Source organism: Staphylococcus sp. TE8, assembly GCF_000692055.1.
Classification (GTDB): Bacteria; Bacillota; Bacilli; order Staphylococcales; family Staphylococcaceae; genus Staphylococcus; species Staphylococcus capitis.
Map to the genome: position 1 here is coordinate 1 of NZ_JMGB01000006.1, position 26,007 is coordinate 26,007.

Sequence of the window (26,007 nt, forward strand, 5' to 3'; positions counted from 1 at the left end):
ACGATGAGCCGAATCGAGACCGCAAGGTCTCTTTTTTTATGCGAAAATAAAGAGATTTAAAAGAGTAAAGATCAATTATTTCAAAGAAAGAACGAGCATAAATTTTTCTAGTATTAGTGAAGTATTAGAGAAATTTATGCTTTTTTAATACACTAGTAGTAAATGAGTAAATTTTTGAGGAGCATTAATATGATTATAAGAGCTTTAGAGGAAACGGATTTACCTTTCGTACATCATTTAAATAATGAATATTCAATTATGTCATATTGGTTTGAAGAACCTTATCAATCACTTAGTGAATTGGAGAATCTTTATAAAAAGCATATTTTAGATGAATCTGAGCGACGATTTATCATTGAAGAAGATGAGGTATCTATCGGTGTAGTAGAGTTATTAGAAATCAATTTTATACATCGTACTTGTGAAGTTTTAATTATTATAGATCCTCAATTTGCGAATCGTGGTTATGCTAAAAAAGCTTTCAAAATGGCAATTGATTATGCATTTTTAGTATTAAATATGAATAAAGTATATTTATATGTAGACATTAAAAATGAAAAAGCTGTTCACATTTATAAAAGTAATAATTTCGAGATTGAAGGTACATTAAAGGAACATTTCTATACACGTGGAGAGTATAGAGATTGTTATGTGATGGGATTATTAAAGAGAAATTGGGTTAATCAACATGATGATGATTTATCTCATATTAGGTAGAAGTGTTGCATTGGGAGAATAGAAAAGAGTGGATAAGATGGAAAAACCTATAACAAATAAACTTGAAGAGTTAATTGATAATAAAGTTATTTCAATGCATGTTCCAGGACATAAGAACATGACTATAGGAAATTTAAATCAACTAAAAATTAATATGGATATGACAGAAATTACGGGACTTGATGATATGCATCAACCAGAAGATATCATTTTAGAAAGTATGTCTCATTTTAAAAAACACGATGATTATGATGCATTTTTGCTTATTAATGGGACTACTTCAGGGATACTCTCTGTGATACAGGCATTTTCAGAGAAAAAGGGAGGATATCTTATTAGTAGAAATGTTCATAAATCAGTTTTCCATGGGTTAGACTTAGCAAAAGCACAAGCTACTTTTACAGCTATGCATCAAAGTAACCTAACATGTCAATATGTAGAACCAATACTAGAAGATGTGATTGAGGATTATAAGCTAGGTATTTGTACATATCCAAATTATTACGGAGAAACATTTAATATTGGAAATTTCATTAATAAATTACATGATAATGGCATTCCAGTATTAGTAGATGAAGCGCATGGCGCACATTTTGATCTCGAAGGTTTTCCGATTTCGTCTATGAATTATGGTGCGGATTATGTGGTTCAGTCTTATCATAAGACGTTACCAGCTTTAACCATGGGCTCAGTTTTATTTATACATAAAGATGCGCCTTTACGTTCACAAGTAATAGAGTATTTATCTTATTTTCAAACTTCAAGTCCCTCATATTTAGTTATGTCTAGTTTGGAATATGCTCAAGAATTCTATAATGAATTTAAAAGTGAGTTATTCTTTGAAAAGAGAAAACATTTTATAAAAGTATTAAAAAAGAAAGGATTCAACATTGGTGAACCCGACGATGCTGTTAAATTAGTCGTTAGTTATGATGGTTTTGAAGGGTATGATATACAACGTTGGTTCGAAGATCATAATATTTTTGTTGAATTAGTTGATGAGCTTCAAATTTTGCTAGTATTACCACTTTGGCATGAAAATGACGTATTTCCGTTTGAATTATTAATTAAAACAATAAATGAAATGGAGATTCCTGAACGAGCTGAACATGCTCCTAAAAAATTGAATTTGATGCTAGCATCGAGTGAGTATAGGGCAGTTCATTTTCCAAAAGTAAAAGAGATAGCAATTCATCAAGCGGAAGGTGAAGTTTTAGCACAGCATATTGTGCCATATCCTCCTGGAATCCCAGTAATGTTTAGAGGAGAAGTTATCACGACACATATGATAAAATTATTACAACATTATTCAAACCTCGGAATAAAAGTTGAAGGTTTGAAAGATCAAAATTTTTTAGTTAAGGATGAATAAAATGTCAGCTTTTATAACGTTTGAAGGGCCTGAAGGAGCAGGAAAAACCTCTGTAATATCGAAAGTAAGTCAAAAATTAGCTACAGATATGGATGTTATTACAACTCGTGAACCTGGTGGAGTTCCTACAGGAGAAGAAATACGTAGAGTTGTATTAGAGGGAAATAACATGGATATTCGTACTGAGGCGATGTTGTTTGCAGCCTCAAGACGTGAGCACCTTGTTGAAAAAGTTATCCCGGCATTAAAAAAAGATAAAATTGTACTATGTGATAGATATATTGATAGTTCTTTAGCTTATCAAGGATATGCAAGGGGTATAGGTATTGAAGAAGTGAAAACTTTAAATGAATTTGCAATAAATGGATTGTATCCTGACTTAACTATTTATTTAGATGTAAGTGCTGAAGTAGGACATCAACGTATCCTTAAAAATCAACGTAATCAAAACCGTTTAGATCAGGAAGATAAGGCGTTTCATGAGAAAGTGATTGAAGGTTATCAGAGAGTCATCGATAGCGATCCTGAACGTTTTGTTAAAGTAAATGCGGATCAGGATTTGGAAAATGTTGTTGAGGAAGCTTACCAATCTATCATCAAATATTTAAAAAATATGTGATATAATATTAATAAGAGGTGTTATAAAATGAAGATGATTATAGCGATCGTCCAAGATCAAGATAGTCAAGAACTTTCAGACCAACTCGTAAAAAATAATTTTAGAGCAACTAAATTGGCTACTACAGGCGGATTTTTAAGAGCCGGTAATACTACATTCTTATGTGGTGTTAATGATGAACGTGTTGAAGAACTATTAACGGTTATTGATAACACTTGTGGTAATAGAGAACAACTTGTTTCTCCAATTACTCCAATGGGTGGTAGTGCTGATTCATATATTCCATATCCAGTTGAAGTTGAAGTAGGTGGAGCAACAGTATTTGTTATGCCAATCGAGGCCTTTCACCAATTTTAAATAGAAATAAATGGTCGTTAAATCAAGTGTATGTAAGTTGAAGAGCTGATTAATAGCGACTGTACTGGAATCAATTCAGTTATGAAATAGTAATTATTTTAATTACAATGTTGGGCTGCTTTGAAATGTAGCTTAGGATTGAGGTCATATTCATTCAAAACATGGTTTATCCTTTGAGTTATAGCATTGAAATTCGTTATTATATGTATTAATGTAAAGGATTACTGTTCGCATTGTTAAATTTGATTGAAGTAAGATGTCTACAATCTCAAGCTAATTTTTGAGTAGTCTTTTTTTATATAAGAAATTAAGAAGGAGTCGTCAATCATGGATGAACAACAACAGTTAGCTCATGCATATCATTCGAATAAGTTATCACACGCTTATTTATTTGAGGGTGACGATGCTCAAACTATGAAACATGTAGCTATTAACTTTGCTAAGTTGATTTTGTGTGCAGAGGATAGCCAGTGCGAACTGAAAGTTGATACATTTAATCATCCTGATTTTATGTATGTTTCTTCTGATGAGAACACGATTAAGAAAGAACAAATAGAAAGACTCGTACACTATATGAATCAATTGCCGATTGAAGGACGCTATAAAGTGTATATTATCGAAGATTTTGAAAAATTAACTGTTCAAGGTGAAAATAGTATACTAAAATTTTTAGAAGAACCACCAGAGAATACAATCGCGATTTTATTATCGACTAAACCAGAACAAATCTTGGATACGATACATTCTAGGTGTCAACATGTTTATTTTAAGCCAATTGATAGAAAACAGTTTATTGAGCGATTGGTTGAAGCATCACTAACTAAACCTGTTGCTGAAATGATAAGTACATACACAACTCAAGTTGAGACAGCAATAGCATTGAATGAAGAATATGATTTAACTGCTTTAAGAAAGTCAGTTATTCGTTGGTGTGAACTTATTTTATCTAATAAACCAATGGCGATGATTGGTATTATTGATTTGCTTAAACAGGCTAAGAATCGCAAATTACAATTGTTAACATTAGCAGCAGTAAATGGTTTTTTTGAAGACATGATGCATGCAAAAGTAAATATAGATAATCATTTTATATATAGTGATTTGAGTGTGGAAATGAAAAAATACGCGGAAAGTTTAACGTTTAATCAAATGACTCTGATGTATGACCAACTGACTGAAGCTCATAAGAAATTAAATCAAAACGTTAATCCAACACTCGTATTTGAACAAATAGTAATAAGAGGTGTGAGATGAGATGCCAAATGTTGTAGGTGTTCAGTTTCAAAAAGCAGGGAAATTGGAATATTATGCGCCTAACCAACTAAATGTGAACGTTGGCGATTGGGTGGTCGTTGAGTCTAAACGAGGCATTGAAATAGGTATTGTAAAATTCCCGCCGAAAGATGTCGCTAATGAAGATGTCACTTTACCTTTAAAGGAAATTATTCGAGTAGTCAATGAAGAAGATGAAGAACAATATTATAATAATGAGCGCGACGCAAAACAGGCTTTAGAACTTTGTAAGAGAGTGGTAAAGGAACAAAATTTGGATATGCGTTTAGTAAATTGTGAATACACACTAGATAAGTCGAAGGTTATTTTCAATTTTACTGCTGATGACCGTATTGATTTTCGAAAATTAGTTAAGGTATTGGCACAAAATTTAAAAACAAGAATTGAATTACGACAAATTGGCGTAAGAGATGAAGCGAAGTTATTAGGCGGTATTGGGCCATGCGGTCGTTCGCTTTGTTGTTCAACATTTTTAGGTGACTTTGAACCTGTATCTATTAAAATGGCTAAGGATCAAAACCTATCATTGAATCCAACTAAAATTTCAGGAGCATGTGGGCGGTTAATGTGTTGTTTGAAATATGAAAATGATTATTACGAAGAAGCAAGAGCACAGTTGCCCGATGTTGGTGAGTTAGTTCAAACTCCTGATGGAAGTGGAAAAGTTATAGGTTTAAATATTTTAGATATTTCAATGCAAGTAAAAATAGAAGGACTTGAACAACCATTAGAGTACAAAATGGAAGAAATTGAAGCGTTTAACTAAGGAGGTTTAGCGACCTTTGAATAGAAATGAATTATTCGAGAGATTAATGCGACTTGAACGAAATGTAGGACAATTAACGAACGATATGACTGAACTCAAAGATTTAGCTGTTGAACTTGTTGAAGAGAATGTGGCGTTGCAAGTTGAAAATGATAATCTAAAAAGATTGATGGAGAAAGACGAGCAGTCAGAATTTAACAATGAAGAAAGAAGTCATTCAAAGCACGTTAAAACGCCTTCTCCAAGTAAAGATAATTTAGCTATGTTATATCGAGAAGGATTTCATATATGTAAAGGCGAATTGTTTGGAAAACACAGACACGGAGAAGATTGCCTACTGTGTTTAAATGTATTAAGTGATTAATGTTTTGAAAGGTCGATATGATTAAATTTAAGGGTGTATTATATGTATGAAAAGAAAATCATGCTATAATGACATCCTTTTTTTAGGAGTAAAAGTATGCTTAAAGAAAATGAGAGATTAGATTGTTTAATTAAAGAGGGGTATGAGATTATTCAAAATGATGATGTGTTTTCTTTTTCAACAGATGCACTGTTATTAGGACATTTGACTGAAGTTAGAAAGAACGATCGAATCATGGACTTATGTTCTGGAAACGGAGTTATACCTTTGCTATTAGCCGCAAAGTGCAATCAAAAGATAGAAGCCATTGAAATCCAAGACCAATTAGTAGAAATGGCTCGTCGCAGTTTTGTACACAATAGCTTAGATGAGAGACTTACAATGTATCTGATGGATTTGAACAATGTATATGACGCCTTCAAACCTTCTCAATATACTTTAGTCACATGTAATCCACCTTATTTTAAAGTGAATCAACTGAATCAACATCAAAAAGAAGCGCATAAAATAGCACGTCATGAGGTAATGTGTGATTTCACTGATTGCGTTAAAGCTGCACGGCATTTGCTTAAGGAAGGTGGACGATTTATCGTCGTACATCGTGCGGATAGGCTTATGGATGTCTTAACTGAAATGAGAAATGGTAAAATTGAACCTAAGAAACTCACTTTTGTATACAGTAAAGCTAATAAATCAGCACAAACGATTGTAGTTGAGGGACGAAAAGGTGGGAAACAAGGGCTAGATATACAGCAACCTTTTTATATTTACAATCAAGATGGTACATATAGTGATGAAATGAAAGGCATATATTATGGATAGACATTTTGTTTATATAGTTAAATGTATGGATGGCAGTTTGTATACTGGTTATGCGAAAGACGTGAATGCGCGTGTTGCAAAACATAATGAAGGTAAAGGTGCTAAATATACTAAAATAAGACGTCCGGTAGAGTTAGTTTATCAAGAAATGTATGGGACAAAATCTGAAGCGTTAAAAAGAGAGTATGAAATTAAAACATTTTCTAGAAAGAAAAAATTAAAAATGATTGAGGAGGGGTAACATGGCAACTTTATTTTTAGTAGGAACGCCTATAGGAAATCTAGCTGATATAACGTTTCGTGCGGTAGACACATTAAAAAATGTAGATATGATTGCATGTGAAGATACTAGAGTGACACGAAAGTTATGTAACCATTACGAGATTGAAACACCTTTAAAATCGTACCATGAACATAACAAAGAACAACAAACAGAGTATTTAATTGAGCAACTCATTTCTGGTTTAAATATAGCTTTAGTTTCAGATGCGGGGTTACCGCTTATAAGTGATCCAGGATATGAGTTAGTTGTTGAAGCACGTAACCAGAATATAAATGTAGAAACAATCCCTGGACCTAATGCAGGTTTAACAGCACTAATGGCAAGTGGTCTTCCTTCTTTTACATATACATTTTTAGGCTTTTTACCTAGAAAAGAGAAAGAAAAATTAGATGTATTGCAAGAGAGAATGTATCAATATAGTACTTTGATTTTATATGAATCTCCACATCGTGTTACTGACACACTTAAAGCAATAGCTAAAGTTGATAATATGAGAAAAATAGCTATAGGCAGAGAACTGACTAAAAGATTTGAGCAACTTATGACTTTACCAGTTGAGCACATGCTAGAAATGATTCAAAGTGGTGACATTCCACTAAAAGGTGAATTTGTGATTCTAATTGAAGGCGCACGTCCTTTAGTCAATCACTCATGGTTTGAGGAATTAAGTATTAAAGAACATGTTGAATATTATATTGAAAGAGATCAATTAAAACCGAAGAAAGCAATTAAGTCAGTAGCGCTAGATCGTGGAATGAAAACTGGAGAAGTATACAATATATATCATGATGTAGAATAAAAATTATTAAGTTCTACATGTATTTTATTAGTGATGAATTCACGTGAAAGCCACCATAAAACACCGATTTTATGGTATTGTAGTAAAGATGATGACAATTCATTTTCAAATGATGAGAGAATGTGAAAGTTGATACATAGTAGTGCGCTACTTCATTGAAAAGAAAAATAAATTTAGATATCATTTATTATGTAATTAATGAGGAGGACCAGTGATGGCTAAAGATACATTTTATATAACTACCCCAATTTATTATCCAAGTGGGAACTTACACATCGGTCATGCATACTCTACTGTCGCAGGCGACGTTATTGCGCGCTATAAAAGAATGCAAGGGTATGATGTTCGTTATTTAACAGGTACAGATGAACATGGCCAAAAAATTCAAGAAAAAGCTCAAAAAGCTGGTAAAACTGAATTAGAATATTTAGATGAAATGATTGCCGGAATTAAAAGTTTATGGGATAAACTCGAAATTTCAAATGATGATTTTATTCGTACAACTGAAGAACGTCATAAGCAAGTTGTTGAAAAAGTGTTTGAACGCCTACTTAAACAAGGTGATATTTATTTAGGAGAATACGAAGGTTGGTATTCAGTTCCTGATGAAACTTATTATACAGAATCACAACTTGTTGACCCAGTTTATGAAAATGGGGAAATTGTAGGGGGGAAAAGTCCAGATTCCGGACATGAAGTTGAACTTGTTAAAGAAGAAAGTTATTTCTTTAATATTAATAAATATACAGATCGTTTATTAGAGTTTTATGATGAAAATCCAGATTTCATCCAACCTCCATCTAGAAAAAATGAAATGATTAATAACTTTATCAAACCTGGATTAGAAGATTTAGCTGTATCTCGTACATCATTTGACTGGGGAGTTCGTGTACCATCAAATCCTAAACATGTTGTATACGTTTGGATTGATGCGCTTGTAAACTATATTTCTTCTTTAGGCTATTTATCAGATGATGAAGAACTTTTCAATAAATATTGGCCTGCAGATATCCATTTAATGGCTAAGGAAATCGTACGTTTCCACTCTATTATTTGGCCGATATTATTAATGGCTTTAGACTTACCGCTACCTAAGAAAGTCTTCGCGCATGGTTGGATTTTAATGAAAGACGGTAAAATGAGTAAATCTAAAGGTAACGTTGTTGATCCTAATGTATTAATTGATCGCTATGGTCTAGATGCTACGCGTTATTACTTAATGCGTGAGTTACCGTTTGGTTCAGATGGAGTATTCACTCCAGAAGCTTTCGTTGAACGCACGAATTATGATTTAGCGAATGACCTAGGTAACTTGGTTAATCGTACAATTTCAATGATAAATAAATATTTCCAAGGTGAGTTACCAGCATATCAAGGTCCTAAACATGAACTTGATGAAGATATGGAAGCGATGGCACTTGAAACAGTTAAAAACTTTAATGAAAATATGGAAAGTTTACAATTCTCTGTAGCATTATCAACGGTTTGGAAATTTATTAGCCGTACGAATAAATATATTGATGAAACTCAACCATGGGTATTAGCTAAAGATGAGGATCAACGTGACATGCTTGGTAATGTAATGGCACATCTAGTTGAGAACATTCGTTTTGCAGCTGTTTTACTGCAACCATTCTTAACACATGCACCAAGAGAGGTTTTCAAACAACTTAATATGAATGACCCTAAATTATCGCAATTAGAAAGTCTTGAAAGCTACGGTGCACTTACTGAACCAATCTTAGTTACTGAAAAGCCAACACCTATTTTCCCAAGATTAGATACGGAAGCGGAAATAGCTTATATTAAAGAATCTATGCAACCACCTAAATCTGAAGAAAAAGAGGAAGTGCCAAGTAAAGAACAAATTGATATTAAAGACTTTGATAAAGTTGAAATTAAAGCTGCAACAATTACTGATGCTGAAAATGTTAAAAAATCAGATAAATTATTGAAAATTCAAATTGATTTAGACAACGAACAACGTCAAATCATATCTGGAATAGCAAAATTCTATAAACCTGAAGATATTATTGGTAAAAAAGTTGCTGTAGTTACCAATTTAAAACCTGCTAAATTAATGGGACAAAAATCTGAAGGTATGATTTTATCAGCAGAGAAAGATGGGGTACTGACATTAGTAAGCTTACCAAGTGCAATTCCAAACGGTGCAGTCATTAAATAATACTGTTTAAAGATAGGAGAGATAATGATGTTAATCGATACACATGTACATTTAAATGATGAACAATATGATGAAGATTTAAATGAAGTGATATCTCGCGCGCAAGAAGCAGGCGTAGATAGAATGTTCGTAGTAGGATTTGATACACCTACTATAGAACGCACTATGGAACTCATAGATAAATATGAATTTATTTATGGAATTATCGGTTGGCATCCTGTCGATGCTATAGATTGTACAGACGAACGATTAGAGTGGATTGAAAGCCTGTCTAAGCATCCTAAGATTATTGGTATCGGAGAAATGGGCTTAGACTATCATTGGGATAAATCTCCTGCTGATGTTCAAAAAGAAGTATTTAGAAAGCAAATTGCCCTAGCTAAACGTGTGAAATTACCTATAATTATTCACAATCGTGAAGCAACTCAAGACTGTGTTGACATTTTAATGGAGGAACATGCCGAAGAAGTCGGTGGCATCATGCACAGTTTTAGCGCTTCGCCCGAAATTGCGGATGTTGTCATAAACAAGTTGAATTTCTATGTTTCTCTTGGTGGTCCAGTTACTTTCAAAAATGCCAAACAGCCTAAAGAAGTGGCACAACATGTACCTATGGATCGTTTGTTATGTGAAACTGATGCACCATATTTATCTCCACATCCTTATAGAGGTAAACGAAATGAACCAGAACGTGTGACTTTAGTTGCACAACAAATTGCTGATTTACGAGATATGTCCTATGAGGAAGTTTGTCGACAAACGACTGAAAATGCAGAACGTTTATTTAAATTGAACTAATAATAATTATAGTGGGAAAGGTGTCCGACTTTGAAAGGATGAATATCATCACACTTTTAAAAGTATGAGACATCTTTCTCATTTTTTATAAATTTAAGAGTGCCGGTATAGTAATATTAAAGATTCAAGTAGCTCATGTTTTAATAATTAGAATTATTTATATAAAATAAAGTTAAATGTCATAGACTTGGAAGGTATAAATATGAAGATTAATGAATTTATCGTTGTAGAAGGTAGGGATGATACTGAACGTGTTAAAACTGCTGTAGAATGCGATACAATTGAAACGAATGGTAGTGCAATCAATCAGGATACACTAAATGTTATACGTCACGCTCAAGAAACTAGAGGTGTTATTGTACTGACTGACCCTGATTTCCCAGGTGATAAAATTCGGCATACAATACGTGATTATGTACCAGGTGTGAAACATGCTTACTTAGATAGAGAAAAAGCTAAAAACAAAAGAGGTAAAATTGGCATTGAGCATGCAAACGTTAAAGATATTCGTGAAGCTTTAATGCATGTGAGCTCTCCATTAGAAGAAGCAGAAGAAACTATTGATAAGAGTGTACTTATTGATTTAGGGCTTATTATTGGTAAGGATGCAAGACGTCGTAGAGAGATATTAGGACAAAAACTACATATTGGTCACTCAAATGGCAAACAATTGCTAAAAAAACTTAACGCATTTGGTTATACAGAACAGGATGTAAGAGAGGCATTACTTGATGATGAAAGAAGGGAGAAATAAATGGAACATAAAGATATAGCTACACCATCTCGTACGCGAGCTTTATTAGACCAATACGGTTTTAACTTTAAAAAAAGTTTGGGCCAAAACTTCTTAGTTGATGTAAATATAATTAATAAAATTATTGATGCGAGTCAAATAGATGATACTACGGGCGTAATTGAAGTTGGTCCTGGTATGGGATCATTGACTGAACAGCTTGCTAAAAATGCTAAAAAAGTGATGTCTTTTGAAATAGACCAAAGATTAATTCCAGTTCTTGAGGATACTCTTGCTCCATATGATAATGTGACAATTATTAATGAAGATATATTAAAAGCAAATATTAGTAAAGCAGTTCATACACACCTAAGTGATTGTGAAAAAATCATGGTTGTGGCAAATTTACCTTATTATATTACTACGCCTATATTATTAAATTTAATGCAACAAGATATACCTATAGATGGCTATGTGGTAATGATGCAAAAAGAAGTTGGTGAACGTCTTAATGCAACTGTAGGTACTAAAGCATATGGTTCACTTTCAATAGTTGCTCAATATTATACAGAGACAAGTAAAGTTCTGACAGTGCCTAAATCGGTGTTTATGCCACCTCCAAATGTTGATTCTATTGTAGTAAAACTGATGCAACGTGAAGAACCTTTAGTACAAGTTGATAATGAAGAAGCGTTTTTTAAATTAGCTAAAGCTGCATTTGCACAACGACGTAAAACAATTAATAATAACTACCAAAACTTTTTTAAAGATGGTAAAAAGCATAAAGCGTCAATATTAAATTGGTTGGAAAGTGCAGAAATTGATCCAAAACGACGTGGTGAAACGCTTACAATACAAGATTTTGCTAATTTATATGAGGAAAAGAAAAAATTCCCAGAATTAGAAAATTAATATGTTGACAAAGGTCATTTACCTTGATAAAATTTAAATTTTATTTGACGAAAACGCTCTGAATATGGTATTATGTAACTTGTAGCGAGGTGGGGCAATATGCCAAAATCAATTTTGGACATCAAAAATTCTATTGATTGTCATTTAGGAAATCGTATTGTACTTAAAGCCAATGGTGGACGCAAAAAGACAATTGAACGCTCAGGTGTTTTAAAAGAAACATATCCTTCAGTATTCATTGTCGAGTTAGATCAAGATAAACACAACTTTGAACGCGTATCTTATACATACACTGATGTGCTTACAGAGAACGTACAAGTTTCATTTGAAGAAGATAATCATCAAGAAGCAGTTGCACACTAATTATAAACACATAAGAGTGATTGATTACTCTAAACTTCACAGTTTTATATTATATTTATTAAGGTGAGTATTGGGCGAAAAGTTCAATACTCTTTTTTTGGTATAAGGTCCTCGTAAAGTTTGAGTCATAGTTACTCAGGACTTTTCAAATACGGCTCATATAAAAATTTATATTTTAAAAAATCAAAAAACGTATATTATTACTTTTTAAAATGTATTTCATTAAGATTTTACGAAAAATTGAAGGTAATCTATCAAATATTTAAGACCTTTATGTTAAAATCATCTTATTAATAATTCGAAGAGAGGGCGGAAAAATGATATATGAAACGGCACCTGCCAAAATAAATTTTACGCTCGATACCCTTTTCAAAAGAGATGATGGTTATCATGAAATAGAAATGATTATGACTACGATTGATTTAAACGATCGATTATCTTTTCAAAAACGCAAAGATAAAAAGATTGTTGTAGATATTGAACATAATTATGTGCCTAATGATCACAAGAACCTTGCATATAGAGCGGCGCAATTGATGGTTGATACGTATAATATTAAAGAGGGCGTTACAATTACTATTGATAAAGATATACCAGTTTCGGCTGGATTAGCTGGTGGTTCTGCGGATGCGGCAGCAACGATGAGAGGTATGAATCGTTTGTTTGAGTTAGGTAAATCATTAGATGAATTATCGGCACTAGGTATACAAATTGGGACGGATATCCCGTTTTGTATTTATAATAAGACTGCAGTATGTACTGGTCGAGGTGAATGTGTGACATTTTTAGATAAACCACCTTCTGCATGGGTAGTTTTGGCTAAACCAGATTTAGGAATATCCTCTCCAGATGTATTTAAAGCACTAAACTTAAACGAAAAGCATGTTGTAAATAACGATATGTGCAAACAGGCTTTAAAGACAAACAATTACTATCAATTATGTGAGAGCTTATCTAACCGTTTAGAGCCTATTTCGATATCAATGCATCCAGAAATAAAAAAGCTGAAAGATAACATGTTACAATGCGGTGCTGATGGTGCATTAATGAGCGGGAGTGGTCCAACGGTATATGGTTTAGCTCAAAAAGAGCGACAAGCTAAAAACATTTATAATTCAGTTAACGGATGTTGCAACGAAGTATATTTAGTAAGATTATTAGGATAGAAGGGTTTGAAAAAATGAGATATAAAAGAAGCGAACGTATTGTGTTTATGACTCAATACCTTATGAATCATCCGAATAAATTAATACCCCTCACTTTTTTCGTTAAAAAATTTAAACAAGCGAAATCTTCTATAAGTGAAGATGTTCAAATCATTAAAAACACTTTTCAAAAAGAACAGTTGGGTACGGTTATTACAACTGCTGGTGCAAGTGGTGGTGTGACTTATAAACCAATGATGAGTAAGGCTGAAGCGACTGAGGTTGTTAACGAAGTCATTACGCATTTACAAGAAAAAGAACGATTGTTGCCTGGAGGCTATTTATTCTTATCAGATTTAGTTGGCAACCCTACTTTATTGAATAAAGTAGGCAAGTTGATTGCAAGTATTTATATGGAAGAGCAACTAGATGCTGTCGTGACAATTGCCACTAAAGGTATATCGCTTGCTAATGCAGTAGCAAACGTATTAAATTTACCTGTAGTGGTTATTAGAAAAGACAATAAGGTAACTGAAGGTTCTACTGTTTCCATTAACTATGTTTCTGGATCATCAAGAAAGATAGAAACTATGGTGTTATCAAAACGTACTTTAGCTGAGAATTCCAATGTCCTCGTAGTAGACGATTTTATGAGAGCTGGAGGCTCTATAAATGGAGTTATGAATTTAATGAACGAGTTTAAAGCTCACGTAAAAGGGGTATCAGTACTTGTAGAATCAAAAGAAGTTAAACAAAGATTGATTGAAGATTATACTTCCTTAGTCAGATTATCAGATGTCGATGAATATAATCAGGAATTTAAAGTAGAGCCAGGCAACAGCTTGTCTAAATTTTCTTAGAAAAGGAGCATTTATACAACATGAAAACAGTAAACACAAACAAAGCACCAGAAGCATTAGGACCATATTCACATGCTACAGTAGTTAATGACTTAGTCTTTACATCAGGTCAAATTCCATTAACACTTGATGGAAATGTCGTTAGCAATGATGTACAAGAACAAACGAAGCAAGTTTTAGAAAATTTAACTGTAGTACTTCAAGAAGCTGGTTCTGATTTAGATTCAGTTGTGAAAGCAACAATTTTTATTTCTGATATGAATAATTTCCAAAAAATTAATGAAATCTATGGAGATTATTTCGGCAAATACCAACCTGCACGTAGCTGTGTTGAGGTAGCACGTTTACCTAAAGACGTGAAGGTGGAAATTGAATTGATAGGTAAAGTTAAGGAATAATAATTTTCTTTTAAAAAATATTGTCAAGCTTCTAATTAATATAAAGATATACTAGGGGGGCTCACTACATGAAAGTGACAGATGTAAGACTTAGAAAAATACAAACTGATGGCAGAATGAAAGCTCTTGTTTCCATTACACTTGATGAAGCATTTGTAATCCATGACTTACGTGTAATTGAAGGAAACTCAGGTTTATTCGTTGCTATGCCAAGTAAACGTACACCAGATGGTGAATTCCGCGACATTGCGCATCCAATCAACTCTGATATGCGTCAAGAAATTCAAGATGCTGTAATGAAAGTATATGATGAAACTGATGAAGTCATTCCGGATAAAAATGCGACTTCAGATAATGAAGAATCAGACGAAGCTTAATTAAAAAATATAAAATTAAAGTATAAAAAATGGTCAACGTTTCAAATGTCGGAGCGTTGACCATTTTTTATGACAACAACTCATTGTCGCCCGATATTTACATAATTTAAGTTGTTTATAAAAAATTAACGATTAGTTAACAAAAACTTTTAAAAGTTGAAAGTCTATTAGTTGTTAAATTATAATAATTATGAAGTGTAAATTTTAATGGAGGGTTAGCATTCATGCAAAGACATGCGATTATTTTGGCAGCAGGTAAAGGCACAAGAATGAAATCTAAAAAATATAAAGTGCTTCATGAAGTTGCTGGCAAGTCAATGATTGAACATGTTCTCAACAATGTTAAACAATCTGGAGTTAATCAAATTGTAACTATCGTTGGACACGGCGCAGAAAGTGTCAAAGAAACTTTAGGCGATCAATCATTATACAGTTTTCAAGAGGAACAACTTGGAACAGCACATGCTGTAAAGATGGCATATGAACATTTGGAAGATAAAGAGGGGACAACTTTAGTTGTGTGTGGTGATACGCCGTTAATCACATCTAAGACGTTAGAATCACTTATCAACCAACACGAGAGTACAGAAGCACAAGTAACTGTATTATCTGCATCAACTCAACAACCACACGGATATGGTCGAATTGTAAGAGATTCCAACCATCAATTAGAACGAATTGTTGAAGAAAAAGACGCAAATGAAAACGAACGTGCGATTAAGGAAATTAGTTCTGGTATTTTTGCTTTTGATAATAAAGAGCTATTTGACAAATTAGCACAAGTCAAAAATGATAACGTTCAAGGTGAATATTATTTACCTGATGTTTTATCGCTTATTTTAGACGATGGTGGTAAGGCAGAAGTGTACCATACAGATGATTTTGACGAAATCATGGGTGTCAACGATAGAGTTATGTTAAGTCAGGCTGAAAAAGCTCTACAAAAACGTATTAATCATTACCATATGAGAAATGGCGTAACTATTATTGACCCAGATTCAACATTTATTGGTCCTGATGTAGAAATAGGTGCTGACACAACAATAGAACCAGGTGTACGTATTGGTGGCCGTACGATTATCGGTGAAGACGTATTAGTTGGTCAATATTCTGAAATTAATAATAGTACAATTCGTTCGAATGCTAACATCAAACAATCTGTCATTAACAATTCAGTTGTAGGAGAAAAAACAAAAGTTGGGCCATTTGCTCAGTTAAGACCAGGCTCAAATCTTGGCGCAGATGTAAAAGTTGGCAACTTTGTTGAAGTTAAGAAGTCAGATCTCAAAGATGGCGCAAAAGTTTCACATCTTAGCTATATTGGTGATGCTGAAATTGGTGAAAGAACAAACATTGGCTGTGGTTCTATAACTGTTAATTACGATGGGGTAAATAAATTTAAAACGATTGTAGGTAACGATGCGTTTATTGGTTGTAATACTAACCTCATAGCCCCTGTAACAGTAAATGATCACACCCTTATTGCAGCTGGTTCAACAATTACAGATGATATACCTGAAGATAGCTTAGCCATCGCGCGCGCTAGACAAGTGAATAAAGAAGGCTATTTGAAAAAATAGTTAATTAAAAGAGCAACATGTTGTTAGATTAAAGTGGAAATGAATTAGCAATAGAAATTATTTTGATTTAACTTGTAACATAGTAAAAAAGTTCTATTTTCTATATAATAAACAGTGTAAGTAAATAATTGGAGGACTATAAATGTTAAATAATGAATATAAGAATTCATCATTAAAGATCTTTTCGCTCAAAGGTAACGAACCTTTAGCACAAGAAGTAGCAGATCATGTAGGGATTGAACTAGGGAAATGTTCAGTAAAACGTTTTAGTGACGGAGAAATTCAAATTAACATCGAAGAAAGTATCCGTGGTTGTGATGTATTTATTATTCAACCAACTTCATATCCTGTAAACCTTCATTTAATGGAGTTACTTATTATGATTGACGCATGTAAACGTGCTTCGGCAGCTAATATTAACATCGTAGTTCCTTACTATGGTTATGCACGTCAAGATAGAAAAGCGCGAAGCCGTGAACCGATTACAGCTAAATTAGTTGCAAATCTTATTGAAACAGCAGGTGCCAATCGTATGATTGCTCTTGATTTACATGCACCTCAAATTCAAGGATTCTTCGATATTCCAATCGACCACTTAATGGGTGTACCTATCCTTGCTCAACATTTTGAAAATGACCCTAATATCAATCCAGAAGAATGTGTTGTTGTTTCACCAGACCATGGTGGTGTAACACGCGCACGTAAATTAGCAGACATTTTAAAAACTCCAATTGCAATTATCGATAAACGTCGTCCAAAACCAAATGTAGCAGAAGTCATGAATATTGTTGGTGAGATTGAAGGACGCACAGCAATTATTATTGATGATATTATCGATACTGCTGGAACAATTACATTAGCCGCGCAAGCACTTAAAGATAAAGGTGCTAAAGAAGTTTATGCTTGTTGTACGCACCCTGTATTATCAGGTCCAGCTAAAGAACGTATTGAAAACTCTGCAATTAAAGAATTGATCGTTTCAAATTCTATTCAATTAGAGGACAGCAGAAAACCATCTAATACTAAAGAACTTTCTGTAGCAGGATTAATCGGTAAAGCGATTATCCGTGTTTATGAACGAGAATCTGTAAGTGTATTATTTGACTAAAGGTTACAAATGCGTTTGACGAATTAACTAACAACGTGTATAATACATTCGTTCGTGAATTTACGGACAAATAAACACTTGCAAGCAACTATAGAGTTGATGGGCAAGTGAGGAGCAGATGAGAACAGTCGATAGATTGTTAATACTGCAAAATTTGAAAGGTGGAAATTTGAATGGCTTCATTAAAGTCAATCATCCGTCAAGGTAAACAAACTCGTTCTGACCTTAAACAATTAAGAAACTCAGGTAAAGTACCTGCAGTTGTATACGGTTATGGTACTAAAAATACTTCAGTTAAAGTTGATGAAGTTGAATTCATCAAAGTAATCCGTGAAGTAGGACGTAATGGTGTTATTGATTTAGGCGTAGGTTCTAAAACAATTAAAGTAATGGTTTCAGATTATCAATTTGACCCATTAAAAAACCAAATTACTCATATCGACTTCTTAGCAATCAACATGAGTGAAGAACGTACTGTAGAAGTACCAGTTCACTTAGTTGGTGAAGCTGTAGGCGCTAAAGAAGGTGGCGTAGTTGAACAACCATTATTCGACTTAGAAGTTTCAGCTACTCCAGAAAATATCCCTGAATCAATCGAAGTGGATATCTCTGAATTACAAATCAACGACAGCTTCTCTGTTGCTGATGTTAAGATTACTGGTGACTTCACTATCGAAAATGACCCAGAGGATTCAATCGTAACAGTCGTTCCTCCAACAGACGAACCTTCTGAAGAAGAAGTGGAAGCTATGGAAGGTGAATCAGCTACTGAAGAACCTGAAGTTGTTGGTGACGACAAAGAATCTGAAGAAGAAAACAAAGAAGAAGAGTAATTTCTTTTTGCTTTCTAACTATCATTCATATGATGGCTTTAGATGATTAATGACATACAAGCACTGTGCTTATACTAATAAGCATGGTGCTTTTTGTGTTATTATAGGGAATGATTAATTATTTGAAGTGATATGAAGATATGGACGGATGTTATGACGATAACGTGTATGATTTCGTCCCTTCATTTTCAATAAAAATAAAACCGGTCCAAATTGATACGGCTGATAGATAAATTAAGAATAATGACGGAGGTAACATAAGATGAAGTGTATTGTCGGTCTCGGCAACATAGGTAAACGTTTCGAACTTACAAGACATAATATTGGTTTTGAAGTTATCGATTATATATTAGAACGTAATCAATTTACACTCGATAAACAAAAGTTTAAAGGTGCTTACACGATTGAACGTTTAAATGGGGACAAAGTATTATTTATAGAACCAATGACAATGATGAATCTTTCAGGCGAAGCGGTAGCACCGTTAATGAATTATTATAATGTTGAACCTGAAGATTTAATCGTTTTGTATGATGATTTAGATTTAGAGCAGGGACAAGTGCGTCTGCGTCAAAAGGGGAGCGCGGGTGGACACAATGGAATGAAATCTATAATTAAAATGCTTGGTACTGATCAATTTAAACGTATTCGAATTGGAGTAGGGAGACCAACGAATGGTATGTCAGTTCCTGACTACGTATTACAACGCTTTTCTAAAGAAGAAATGGTAACTATGGACAAAGTGATTGAACATGCTGCTAGAGCTGTCGAAGCTTTCATAGAATCATCAAGATTTGATCATGTAATGAATGAATATAATGGTGAAGTCAATTGAAATCAATAATTACTGATTATATTAGTGAAGATAAGCGTTTTCAGGAATTAGACGACGTTTTTGGACAGGAGAATATATTAGTTACAGGTCTCTCCCCTTCTGCTAAAGCAACGATTATTGCTGAGAAATATTTAAAAGATCAGAAACAATTGCTACTTGTAACTAACAATTTGTATCAAGCAGATAAAATTGAAACAGATTTATTACAATATGTTGATGGCTCAGAAGTTTATAAATATCCCGTTCAAGATATTATGACTGAAGAGTTTTCTACACAAAGTCCTCAGTTGATGAGTGAACGTGTACGAACATTGACGGCGTTAGCCCAAGGCCAACGAGGGTTATTTATCGTGCCTTTAAATGGCTTTAAGAAATGGCTAACTCCAGTCGATATGTGGAAAAATCATCAAATGACATTGAAAGTAGGCGAAGACATTGATGTCGAGGCGTTTCTTAACAAACTAGTTAATATGGGATATCGTCGAGAAAGTGTAGTATCTCATATTGGTGAATTCTCACTACGTGGGGGCATTATCGATATATATCCATTGATAGGATCGCCGGTAAGAATTGAGTTATTTGATACAGAAGTCGACTCCATTAGAGATTTCGATGTTGAAACACAACGTTCTAATGAGAACTTAGATGAGGTAGATATTACTACTGCAAGCGACTATATCATCACTGATGAGGTTATTCAGCATCTACAAACACATTTGAAAGAAGCATATGAACACACACGTCCTAAAATTGAAAAATCTGTACGCAATGATTTAAAAGAGACGTATGAAAGTTTTAAATTATTTGAGTCTACTTTCTTTGATCATCAATTACTACGTCGCTTAGTCGCATTTATGTATGAACAACCCTCTACTATTATAGATTACTTTAGAGATGATGCGGTTATCGCTGTAGATGAATTTAATCGTGTCAAAGAGACGGAAGAAACGTTAACAACTGAAGTTGACGATTTTATTAGTAATTTAATTGAGAGTGGAAATGGATTCATCGGTCAAAGTTTCATGAAATATGATGGGTTTGAAACTTTACTTGAGAAGAAACCAGTTGCATACTTCACGTTATTTACATCTTCAATGCAAGTACCATTGCAACATATCATTAAATTCTCATGTAAACCTGTTCAACAATTTTACGGTCAATACGATATCATGCGCTCTGAATTTCAAAGATATGTTCATAATGACTATACCATCATGGTGCTTGTGGAGACCGAAACTAAAGTAGAGCGTATTCAGTCTATGTTGAATGAAATGCACATCCCTACTGTTTCTCATATCCATGAAAAGGTAGATAGCGGACAAGCTATCGTAACGGAAGGTAGTTTGTCAGAAGGCTTTGAACTACCATACATGCAATTAGTGGTCATTACGGAGAGAGAACTTTTCAAGACTAAGCAAAAGAAACAGCGAAAACGCACTAAAACGATATCCAACGCTGAAAAGATCAAGTCTTATCAAGACTTGAATGTTGGCGACTACATTGTTCACGTGCATCATGGTGTGGGTCGTTATTTAGGTGTTGAAACACTTGAAGTAGGCGATACACATCGAGATTATATTAAATTACAATACAAAGGAACAGATCAATTATTCGTACCAGTGGATCAAATGGATCAAGTTCAGAAGTATGTTGCTTCAGAGGATAAATCGCCAAGACTGAATAAATTAGGCGGTACAGAATGGAAAAAAACGAAAGCTAAAGTTCAACAAAGCGTTGAAGATATTGCTGATGAACTGATTGATCTGTATAAAGAGCGAGAGATGTCTGTGGGTTACCAATACGGGGAAGACACCGCAGAACAATCAGCCTTTGAGCATGATTTCCCTTATGAATTAACGCCAGACCAAGGTAAATCAATCGAAGAAATAAAAGGTGATATGGAACGTGAAAGACCTATGGATCGCTTATTATGTGGCGACGTAGGTTATGGTAAGACTGAAGTAGCTGTACGTGCTGCATTTAAAGCGGTTATGGAAGGGAAGCAAGTCGCATTCCTAGTACCAACCACAATTTTGGCGCAACAGCACTATGAAACGTTAATTGAACGTATGCAAGATTATCCTGTAGAAATTCAACTTGTCAGTCGTTTCCGTACGACGAAAGAGGTTCGTGAAACTAAAGAAGGCTTAAAATCTGGCTACGTTGATATTGCAGTAGGAACACACAAACTACTTGGTAAAGATATTCAATATAAGGATTTAGGCTTACTCATAGTCGATGAAGAACAACGCTTTGGTGTGCGCCATAAAGAGCGTATTAAAACACTTAAGAAGAACGTTGACGTGCTTACATTAACTGCAACCCCAATTCCAAGAACGTTGCATATGAGTATGTTAGGTGTTCGTGATTTATCCGTAATTGAAACACCACCTGAGAATCGTTTCCCAGTGCAAACCTATGTATTAGAGCAGAATACGAATTTTATTAAAGAAGCATTAGAACGTGAGTTATCTCGTGACGGCCAAGTATTCTATCTTTATAACAAAGTTCAATCAATTTATGAAAAGCGTGAACAGCTTCAAATGTTAATGCCAGAAGCTAATATTGCTGTTGCACATGGACAAATGACAGAACGTGATTTAGAGGAAACAATGCTTAGCTTTATTAACCATGAATACGATATCCTCGTGACCACAACGATTATAGAAACAGGCGTAGATGTACCTAACGCGAATACATTGATTATCGAAGAAGCGGACCGGTTTGGTCTTAGTCAGCTGTATCAATTAAGAGGTCGTGTAGGACGTTCGAGTCGTATAGGTTATGCTTATTTCTTACATCCGGCGAATAAAGTTCTAAATGAAACTGCTGAAGAACGTTTACAAGCAATTAAAGAATTTACTGAATTAGGTTCAGGATTTAAAATTGCTATGCGAGATCTTAATATTCGTGGCGCGGGTAACTTACTTGGTAAACAACAACACGGCTTTATTGATTCTGTCGGTTTCGACCTATATTCACAAATGCTTGAAGAAGCCGTTAATGAGAAACGTGGTATTAAAGAAGAGACGCCAGATGCACCAGAAGTGGAAGTTGAACTTAACCTTGATGCGTACTTACCGGCTGAATATATTCAAAATGAACAAGCTAAAATTGAAATATATAAAAAGCTGCGTAAGGTTGAGACAGAAGATCAATTATTTGATGTGAAAGATGAATTAATCGATAGATTTAATGATTATCCTGTCGAAGTAGAACGTCTCTTAGACATCGTTGAAATCAAAGTACACGCTTTACATGCTGGTATTACTTTAATTAAAGATAAAGGTAAAACAGTTGAAATTTCACTCTCTAATAAAGCTACCGAAAATATTAATGGTGAAGAATTGTTTAAACAGACGCAACCTCTAGGTAGAGCGATGAAAGTAGGCGTACAAGAAAATGCGATGCGCGTTACTTTAACTAAATCTAAGCAATGGCTAGATAGTTTGAAATTCTTAGTTAAATGTATTGAAGAAAGTATGGCGATTGAAGATGAAGCATAAGCCTAAGCCTAAAACGGCATTCAATGGTGTTGTGATACTGACGCTAGCGCTTGTCATTGTTAAAATCTTAAGCGCTATTTATCGCGTACCTTACCAAAATGTTTTGGGCGATCAGGGTCTGTATGCTTATCAACAAATTTATCCTATTGTCGCTTTAGGAATGATTCTATCTATGAACGCAATACCTAGTGCAGTCACTCAAGTATTAGGTGTGCATAGTCCAATTGCATCATACTCGAAGGTCATGTTGAGATTACAGTATGTTGGCTTGGCCATATTTACAATCATATTCATTGGTGCGTATCCTTTAGCGCTATGGATGGGCGATTCAAGACTGACACCTATGTTAAGAATGGCAAGTTTTAGTTTTGTACTTATTGGCATACTAGGTGTCTTACGCGGTTTTTATCAGACAAAACAAGCTATGAATATTCCAGCTATTTCCCAGGTAATAGAACAGTTGATTCGAGTAAGTTTAATCATCGTAGCGATTGTTTTATTTTCTTTACACAGTTGGTCTATTTATCAGGCTGGTACACTCGCGATTTTAGCATCTTCTATTGGATTTTTAGGTTCCATGCTATATCTAGTGCTGACGCGTCCATTTTCCTTAAAATTAAAGCACAATACCGCTCATGTTGATTGGCGTCAGCTCTTCATGTCGATACTCATCTATGCATTAAGCCAATTAATTGTCATTTTATGGCAGGTGGTTGATAGCTTCACTGTTATACACACGCTTCAAGTGAGTGGTCTGTCATTCGATACAGCTATTCGATATAAAGGTATTTATGATAGAGGGGCATCCTTTATTCAAATGGGGTTAATTGTTACCACAACATTTAGTTTCGTACTTATACCTTTATTGACTGAAGCTATTCATCAACGCAATCAAGTTCTGATGAACCGATATGCGAATGCTTCAATTAAAATTACGGTATTGATAAGTTCTGCAGCAGGATTTGGCTTAATTAATCTCTTGCCACTCATGAATCGTGTCTTCTTTAAGAACGATAGTCTAACGGGAACACTCAGTATTTACATGATTACAGTCGTTTGTGTTTCACTTATTATGATGAATATAGCATTATTACAAGTATTGAATCGCATTAGACCTATTTTAGTGGGTATCGTACTTGGAATACTCTCAAAAGCTATTTTGAATATTATGTGTATCAGTCAGCTAAGTATCTTTGGTGCGAGTTTAAGTACCGTACTTTCATTAATTTTATTTGTAACTGTGCTACAAGTGGCAGTACTGAAACACTATCATTTTAGACGTATGTCGTTATTTATCATTAAACTCATAGGCGGTTTAGTGGTGATGAGTATAAGTGTGCAAATCATCATGCTCATCATCCCTGCCCATGGACGTGTAATGGGACTTATTGAATTAGTTATGAGTGCCTTCATTGGTGTTGGTGTTTTACTCATATATGTTGTAATGTTTAATGTATTAAGCTATAAAGAACTCAAATATTTACCTTTTGGAGATAAACTCTATCATTTTAAGAAAGGACGACGTTCATGACTCACACGATTACAGTTGTAGGTTTAGGTAATTATAATATCGATGATTTGCCACTAGGGGTATATCGTTTTCTGGAAAATAAAACCAAAATTTATGCGAGAACGCTAGATCATCCTGTCATAGAAGAGCTTAAAGAAACGCTTCAATTCGAAAGTTTCGATCATATATATGAAAACAACTCGAGTTTTGAAGAGGTCTATCAAACGATAGTGAATGAATTAATTCAACACGCGCAAACTGAAGATATCGTGTATGCTGTGCCAGGACATCCTCGTGTAGCTGAAACGACTACTGCCCAATTATTAGAATATAGTCAATCACATAATGATATTCAGGTAGAAATTTTAGGTGGTAAAAGCTTTATTGACGACATTTTTGAAGCGGTTGATTTAGATCCTAATGATGGATTTACGCTATTAGATGGTACTGCGATTCAAGAATCAATGCTTAATGTACGCACACATACATTGATTACTCAAGTCTACAGTGCAATGGTGGCTGCTGACTTAAAGTTAGTTTTAATGGAACGTTACCCAGATGATTTTGAAGTGAAAATTGTTACTGGTGCACATAGTGGAGGTTCACATGTAATTGAATGTCCACTTTATGAAATTGATCACCATGAAAATGAATTTAATAATCTTACTAGTATCTTTGTGCCAAAAGTAGAAGATGAGAAAGCACTATATCAAGACTTTGATTATGCCGTACAAACTATAGATGTTCTTGTAGATGACGAGAAAGGTTGTCCGTGGGATAAAGTTCAAACTCATGAAACGCTTAAACGATATTTATTAGAGGAAACATTTGAGTTGTTTGAAGCTATTGACAATAAAGATGATTGGCATATGATAGAAGAGCTTGGCGACATCTTATTGCAAGTATTACTGCATACAAGCATTGGTAAAAAAGATGGCTATATGGATATTAAAGAAGTGATTGAAAGCCTCAATGCTAAAATGATACGTCGACACCCACATATATTTGGAGAGGCACAAGCTGACTCTATGGACGACTTAAAAGATATTTGGTCAGCAGCGAAAGATAAAGAAGGAAAGAAACCTCGCGTCAAATTCGAGAAAGTATTTGCAGACCATTTCTTGAAGTTGTATGATGAAACCAAAAATAAACACTTTGACGAAGATGCTCTCAGAAACTTTTTACAACAAGGGGAGAATAATCAATCATGAGATTAGATAAATATTTAAAAGTATCACGACTCGTTAAACGTCGTACGTTAGCTAAAGAAATTAGTGATCAAGGTCGTGTTACTGTTAACGGAAACGTAGCGAAGGCGGGGACGGACGTTAAAGAAAACGATGAACTCGTCATACGCTTCGGACAAAAACTAGTAACTGTTAAAGTTACAGGTTTAAATGAACATGCTACAAAAGAAAATGCAAAAGGCATGTATGAGTTGATAAAAGAAGAACGCATTGATGAAGCGTGAG

The 26,007-nt window shown here is 34.2% G+C and carries 27 protein-coding genes; all 27 read left to right on the plus strand.

Going from position 1 to position 26,007, the window contains the following annotated elements; all coding sequences use genetic code 11:
* Positions 1-189 precede the first annotated feature (189 nt).
* The 27 genes from CM54_RS11830 to CM54_RS11960 all read left to right on the plus strand — a co-directional run bounded on the left by CM54_RS11830 (position 190) and on the right by CM54_RS11960 (position 26,006).
* The gene (locus CM54_RS11830; protein WP_002436836.1) at positions 190-717 is read left to right on the plus strand and encodes a GNAT family N-acetyltransferase; all 528 of its coding nucleotides are present in this window, start codon (positions 190-192) and stop codon (positions 715-717) included.
* A 37-nt stretch (positions 718-754) separates the two neighbouring features.
* On the plus strand, positions 755-2,089 hold the full coding sequence (locus tag CM54_RS11835) for an aminotransferase class I/II-fold pyridoxal phosphate-dependent enzyme (RefSeq protein WP_037551422.1): 1,335 nt from the start codon (positions 755-757) through the stop codon (positions 2,087-2,089).
* Between the two features lies 1 nt (position 2,090).
* Positions 2,091-2,708: a dTMP kinase gene (gene tmk, locus CM54_RS11840; RefSeq protein ID WP_002436838.1), complete on the plus strand. Its 618-nt coding sequence runs from the start codon at positions 2,091-2,093 to the stop codon at positions 2,706-2,708.
* 27 nt (positions 2,709-2,735) lie between these two features.
* A complete protein-coding gene (locus CM54_RS11845) occupies positions 2,736-3,065 on the plus strand; it encodes a cyclic-di-AMP receptor (protein WP_002452447.1) in 330 nt (109 codons plus the stop codon).
* 327 nt (positions 3,066-3,392) lie between these two features.
* On the plus strand, positions 3,393-4,319 hold the full coding sequence (locus tag CM54_RS11850) for a DNA polymerase III subunit (RefSeq protein WP_002436832.1): 927 nt from the start codon (positions 3,393-3,395) through the stop codon (positions 4,317-4,319).
* Between the two features lies 1 nt (position 4,320).
* Positions 4,321-5,124 (plus strand): PSP1 domain-containing protein, encoded by an 804-nt coding sequence (locus CM54_RS11855; protein ID WP_002452448.1) that lies wholly within the window; start codon positions 4,321-4,323, stop codon positions 5,122-5,124.
* Positions 5,125-5,140: 16 nt separating this feature from the next.
* Positions 5,141-5,488, plus strand: a complete 348-nt coding sequence (yabA, locus tag CM54_RS11860; protein WP_037551435.1) for a DNA replication initiation control protein YabA — start codon at positions 5,141-5,143, stop codon at positions 5,486-5,488.
* Positions 5,489-5,584: 96 nt separating this feature from the next.
* Positions 5,585-6,310, plus strand: a complete 726-nt coding sequence (locus tag CM54_RS11865) for a tRNA1(Val) (adenine(37)-N6)-methyltransferase (protein WP_030061104.1) — start codon at positions 5,585-5,587, stop codon at positions 6,308-6,310.
* A complete protein-coding gene (locus tag CM54_RS11870) occupies positions 6,303-6,551 on the plus strand; it encodes a GIY-YIG nuclease family protein (protein WP_002436834.1) in 249 nt (82 codons plus the stop codon). The genes CM54_RS11865 and CM54_RS11870 overlap by 8 nt, the downstream gene beginning before the upstream one ends.
* 1 nt (position 6,552) lies before the next feature.
* Positions 6,553-7,392, plus strand: coding sequence for a 16S rRNA (cytidine(1402)-2'-O)-methyltransferase (gene rsmI, locus CM54_RS11875; protein WP_023350812.1), 840 nt, complete (start codon positions 6,553-6,555; stop codon positions 7,390-7,392).
* A gap of 214 nt (positions 7,393-7,606) precedes the next feature.
* Complete coding sequence (metG, locus tag CM54_RS11880; RefSeq protein ID WP_037551437.1) at positions 7,607-9,577, plus strand: methionine--tRNA ligase; 1,971 nt, start codon at positions 7,607-7,609, stop codon at positions 9,575-9,577.
* Positions 9,578-9,604: 27 nt separating this feature from the next.
* Complete coding sequence (locus CM54_RS11885; RefSeq protein ID WP_030061108.1) at positions 9,605-10,375, plus strand: TatD family hydrolase; 771 nt, start codon at positions 9,605-9,607, stop codon at positions 10,373-10,375.
* A gap of 202 nt (positions 10,376-10,577) precedes the next feature.
* Entirely contained in the window at positions 10,578-11,129 is a 552-nt protein-coding gene (gene rnmV, locus CM54_RS11890) for a ribonuclease M5 (RefSeq protein WP_002452453.1), read from the plus strand.
* Entirely contained in the window at positions 11,130-12,020 is an 891-nt protein-coding gene (gene rsmA, locus CM54_RS11895; protein ID WP_002436766.1) for a 16S rRNA (adenine(1518)-N(6)/adenine(1519)-N(6))-dimethyltransferase RsmA, read from the plus strand. It begins immediately after the preceding gene.
* A 99-nt stretch (positions 12,021-12,119) separates the two neighbouring features.
* On the plus strand, positions 12,120-12,383 hold the full coding sequence (veg, locus tag CM54_RS11900) for a biofilm formation stimulator Veg (RefSeq protein WP_001832193.1): 264 nt from the start codon (positions 12,120-12,122) through the stop codon (positions 12,381-12,383).
* Between the two features lie 317 nt (positions 12,384-12,700).
* A complete protein-coding gene (gene ispE / locus CM54_RS11905) occupies positions 12,701-13,549 on the plus strand; it encodes a 4-(cytidine 5'-diphospho)-2-C-methyl-D-erythritol kinase (protein WP_002436768.1) in 849 nt (282 codons plus the stop codon).
* Between the two features lie 14 nt (positions 13,550-13,563).
* A complete protein-coding gene (purR, locus tag CM54_RS11910) occupies positions 13,564-14,388 on the plus strand; it encodes a pur operon repressor (RefSeq protein WP_002436794.1) in 825 nt (274 codons plus the stop codon).
* A 20-nt stretch (positions 14,389-14,408) separates the two neighbouring features.
* The gene (locus CM54_RS11915; protein ID WP_037551443.1) at positions 14,409-14,786 is read left to right on the plus strand and encodes a RidA family protein; all 378 of its coding nucleotides are present in this window, start codon (positions 14,409-14,411) and stop codon (positions 14,784-14,786) included.
* A 68-nt stretch (positions 14,787-14,854) separates the two neighbouring features.
* Positions 14,855-15,163: a septation regulator SpoVG gene (gene spoVG / locus CM54_RS11920; RefSeq protein ID WP_001832195.1), complete on the plus strand. Its 309-nt coding sequence runs from the start codon at positions 14,855-14,857 to the stop codon at positions 15,161-15,163.
* Positions 15,164-15,387: 224 nt separating this feature from the next.
* Positions 15,388-16,743: a bifunctional UDP-N-acetylglucosamine diphosphorylase/glucosamine-1-phosphate N-acetyltransferase GlmU gene (glmU, locus tag CM54_RS11925; RefSeq protein ID WP_037551446.1), complete on the plus strand. Its 1,356-nt coding sequence runs from the start codon at positions 15,388-15,390 to the stop codon at positions 16,741-16,743.
* A 142-nt stretch (positions 16,744-16,885) separates the two neighbouring features.
* Entirely contained in the window at positions 16,886-17,851 is a 966-nt protein-coding gene (locus tag CM54_RS11930) for a ribose-phosphate diphosphokinase (protein ID WP_002436814.1), read from the plus strand.
* Positions 17,852-18,024: 173 nt separating this feature from the next.
* The gene (locus tag CM54_RS11935; protein ID WP_002436828.1) at positions 18,025-18,684 is read left to right on the plus strand and encodes a 50S ribosomal protein L25/general stress protein Ctc; all 660 of its coding nucleotides are present in this window, start codon (positions 18,025-18,027) and stop codon (positions 18,682-18,684) included.
* A 262-nt stretch (positions 18,685-18,946) separates the two neighbouring features.
* Complete coding sequence (pth, locus tag CM54_RS11940) at positions 18,947-19,519, plus strand: aminoacyl-tRNA hydrolase (protein ID WP_002452459.1); 573 nt, start codon at positions 18,947-18,949, stop codon at positions 19,517-19,519.
* Complete coding sequence (gene mfd / locus CM54_RS11945) at positions 19,516-23,025, plus strand: transcription-repair coupling factor (RefSeq protein WP_037551450.1); 3,510 nt, start codon at positions 19,516-19,518, stop codon at positions 23,023-23,025. The genes pth and mfd overlap by 4 nt, the downstream gene beginning before the upstream one ends.
* On the plus strand, positions 23,015-24,556 hold the full coding sequence (locus CM54_RS11950) for a polysaccharide biosynthesis protein (protein ID WP_037551452.1): 1,542 nt from the start codon (positions 23,015-23,017) through the stop codon (positions 24,554-24,556). The genes mfd and CM54_RS11950 overlap by 11 nt, the downstream gene beginning before the upstream one ends.
* The gene (locus CM54_RS11955) at positions 24,553-25,746 is read left to right on the plus strand and encodes a MazG nucleotide pyrophosphohydrolase domain-containing protein (RefSeq protein WP_037551454.1); all 1,194 of its coding nucleotides are present in this window, start codon (positions 24,553-24,555) and stop codon (positions 25,744-25,746) included. The genes CM54_RS11950 and CM54_RS11955 overlap by 4 nt, the downstream gene beginning before the upstream one ends.
* A complete protein-coding gene (locus tag CM54_RS11960; protein WP_002436795.1) occupies positions 25,743-26,006 on the plus strand; it encodes an RNA-binding S4 domain-containing protein in 264 nt (87 codons plus the stop codon). Before CM54_RS11955 ends, CM54_RS11960 begins: the two co-directional genes overlap by 4 nt.
* Position 26,007: the final 1 nt, after the last annotated feature.

What these genes read in the sequence shown, in the direction of transcription:
- CM54_RS11845 (WP_002452447.1), top strand. Translation starts at nt 2,736, where the DNA reads ATGAAGATGATTATAGCGATCGTCCAAGATCAAGATAGTCAAGAACTT.
- CM54_RS11885 (WP_030061108.1), top strand. Translation starts at nt 9,605, where the DNA reads ATGTTAATCGATACACATGTACATTTAAATGATGAACAATATGATGAA.
- purR (WP_002436794.1), top strand. Translation starts at nt 13,564, where the DNA reads ATGAGATATAAAAGAAGCGAACGTATTGTGTTTATGACTCAATACCTT.
- tmk (WP_002436838.1), top strand. Translation starts at nt 2,091, where the DNA reads ATGTCAGCTTTTATAACGTTTGAAGGGCCTGAAGGAGCAGGAAAAACC.
- veg (WP_001832193.1), top strand. Translation starts at nt 12,120, where the DNA reads ATGCCAAAATCAATTTTGGACATCAAAAATTCTATTGATTGTCATTTA.
- CM54_RS11955 (WP_037551454.1), top strand. Translation starts at nt 24,553, where the DNA reads ATGACTCACACGATTACAGTTGTAGGTTTAGGTAATTATAATATCGAT.
- spoVG (WP_001832195.1), top strand. Translation starts at nt 14,855, where the DNA reads ATGAAAGTGACAGATGTAAGACTTAGAAAAATACAAACTGATGGCAGA.
- CM54_RS11960 (WP_002436795.1), top strand. Translation starts at nt 25,743, where the DNA reads ATGAGATTAGATAAATATTTAAAAGTATCACGACTCGTTAAACGTCGT.
- CM54_RS11930 (WP_002436814.1), top strand. Translation starts at nt 16,886, where the DNA reads ATGTTAAATAATGAATATAAGAATTCATCATTAAAGATCTTTTCGCTC.
- rnmV (WP_002452453.1), top strand. Translation starts at nt 10,578, where the DNA reads ATGAAGATTAATGAATTTATCGTTGTAGAAGGTAGGGATGATACTGAA.
- CM54_RS11935 (WP_002436828.1), top strand. Translation starts at nt 18,025, where the DNA reads ATGGCTTCATTAAAGTCAATCATCCGTCAAGGTAAACAAACTCGTTCT.
- rsmA (WP_002436766.1), top strand. Translation starts at nt 11,130, where the DNA reads ATGGAACATAAAGATATAGCTACACCATCTCGTACGCGAGCTTTATTA.
- CM54_RS11855 (WP_002452448.1), top strand. Translation starts at nt 4,321, where the DNA reads ATGCCAAATGTTGTAGGTGTTCAGTTTCAAAAAGCAGGGAAATTGGAA.
- metG (WP_037551437.1), top strand. Translation starts at nt 7,607, where the DNA reads ATGGCTAAAGATACATTTTATATAACTACCCCAATTTATTATCCAAGT.
- rsmI (WP_023350812.1), top strand. Translation starts at nt 6,553, where the DNA reads ATGGCAACTTTATTTTTAGTAGGAACGCCTATAGGAAATCTAGCTGAT.
- CM54_RS11865 (WP_030061104.1), top strand. Translation starts at nt 5,585, where the DNA reads ATGCTTAAAGAAAATGAGAGATTAGATTGTTTAATTAAAGAGGGGTAT.
- CM54_RS11830 (WP_002436836.1), top strand. Translation starts at nt 190, where the DNA reads ATGATTATAAGAGCTTTAGAGGAAACGGATTTACCTTTCGTACATCAT.
- pth (WP_002452459.1), top strand. Translation starts at nt 18,947, where the DNA reads ATGAAGTGTATTGTCGGTCTCGGCAACATAGGTAAACGTTTCGAACTT.
- ispE (WP_002436768.1), top strand. Translation starts at nt 12,701, where the DNA reads ATGATATATGAAACGGCACCTGCCAAAATAAATTTTACGCTCGATACC.
- CM54_RS11915 (WP_037551443.1), top strand. Translation starts at nt 14,409, where the DNA reads ATGAAAACAGTAAACACAAACAAAGCACCAGAAGCATTAGGACCATAT.
- CM54_RS11835 (WP_037551422.1), top strand. Translation starts at nt 755, where the DNA reads ATGGAAAAACCTATAACAAATAAACTTGAAGAGTTAATTGATAATAAA.
- CM54_RS11950 (WP_037551452.1), top strand. Translation starts at nt 23,015, where the DNA reads ATGAAGCATAAGCCTAAGCCTAAAACGGCATTCAATGGTGTTGTGATA.
- glmU (WP_037551446.1), top strand. Translation starts at nt 15,388, where the DNA reads ATGCAAAGACATGCGATTATTTTGGCAGCAGGTAAAGGCACAAGAATG.
- CM54_RS11850 (WP_002436832.1), top strand. Translation starts at nt 3,393, where the DNA reads ATGGATGAACAACAACAGTTAGCTCATGCATATCATTCGAATAAGTTA.
- CM54_RS11870 (WP_002436834.1), top strand. Translation starts at nt 6,303, where the DNA reads ATGGATAGACATTTTGTTTATATAGTTAAATGTATGGATGGCAGTTTG.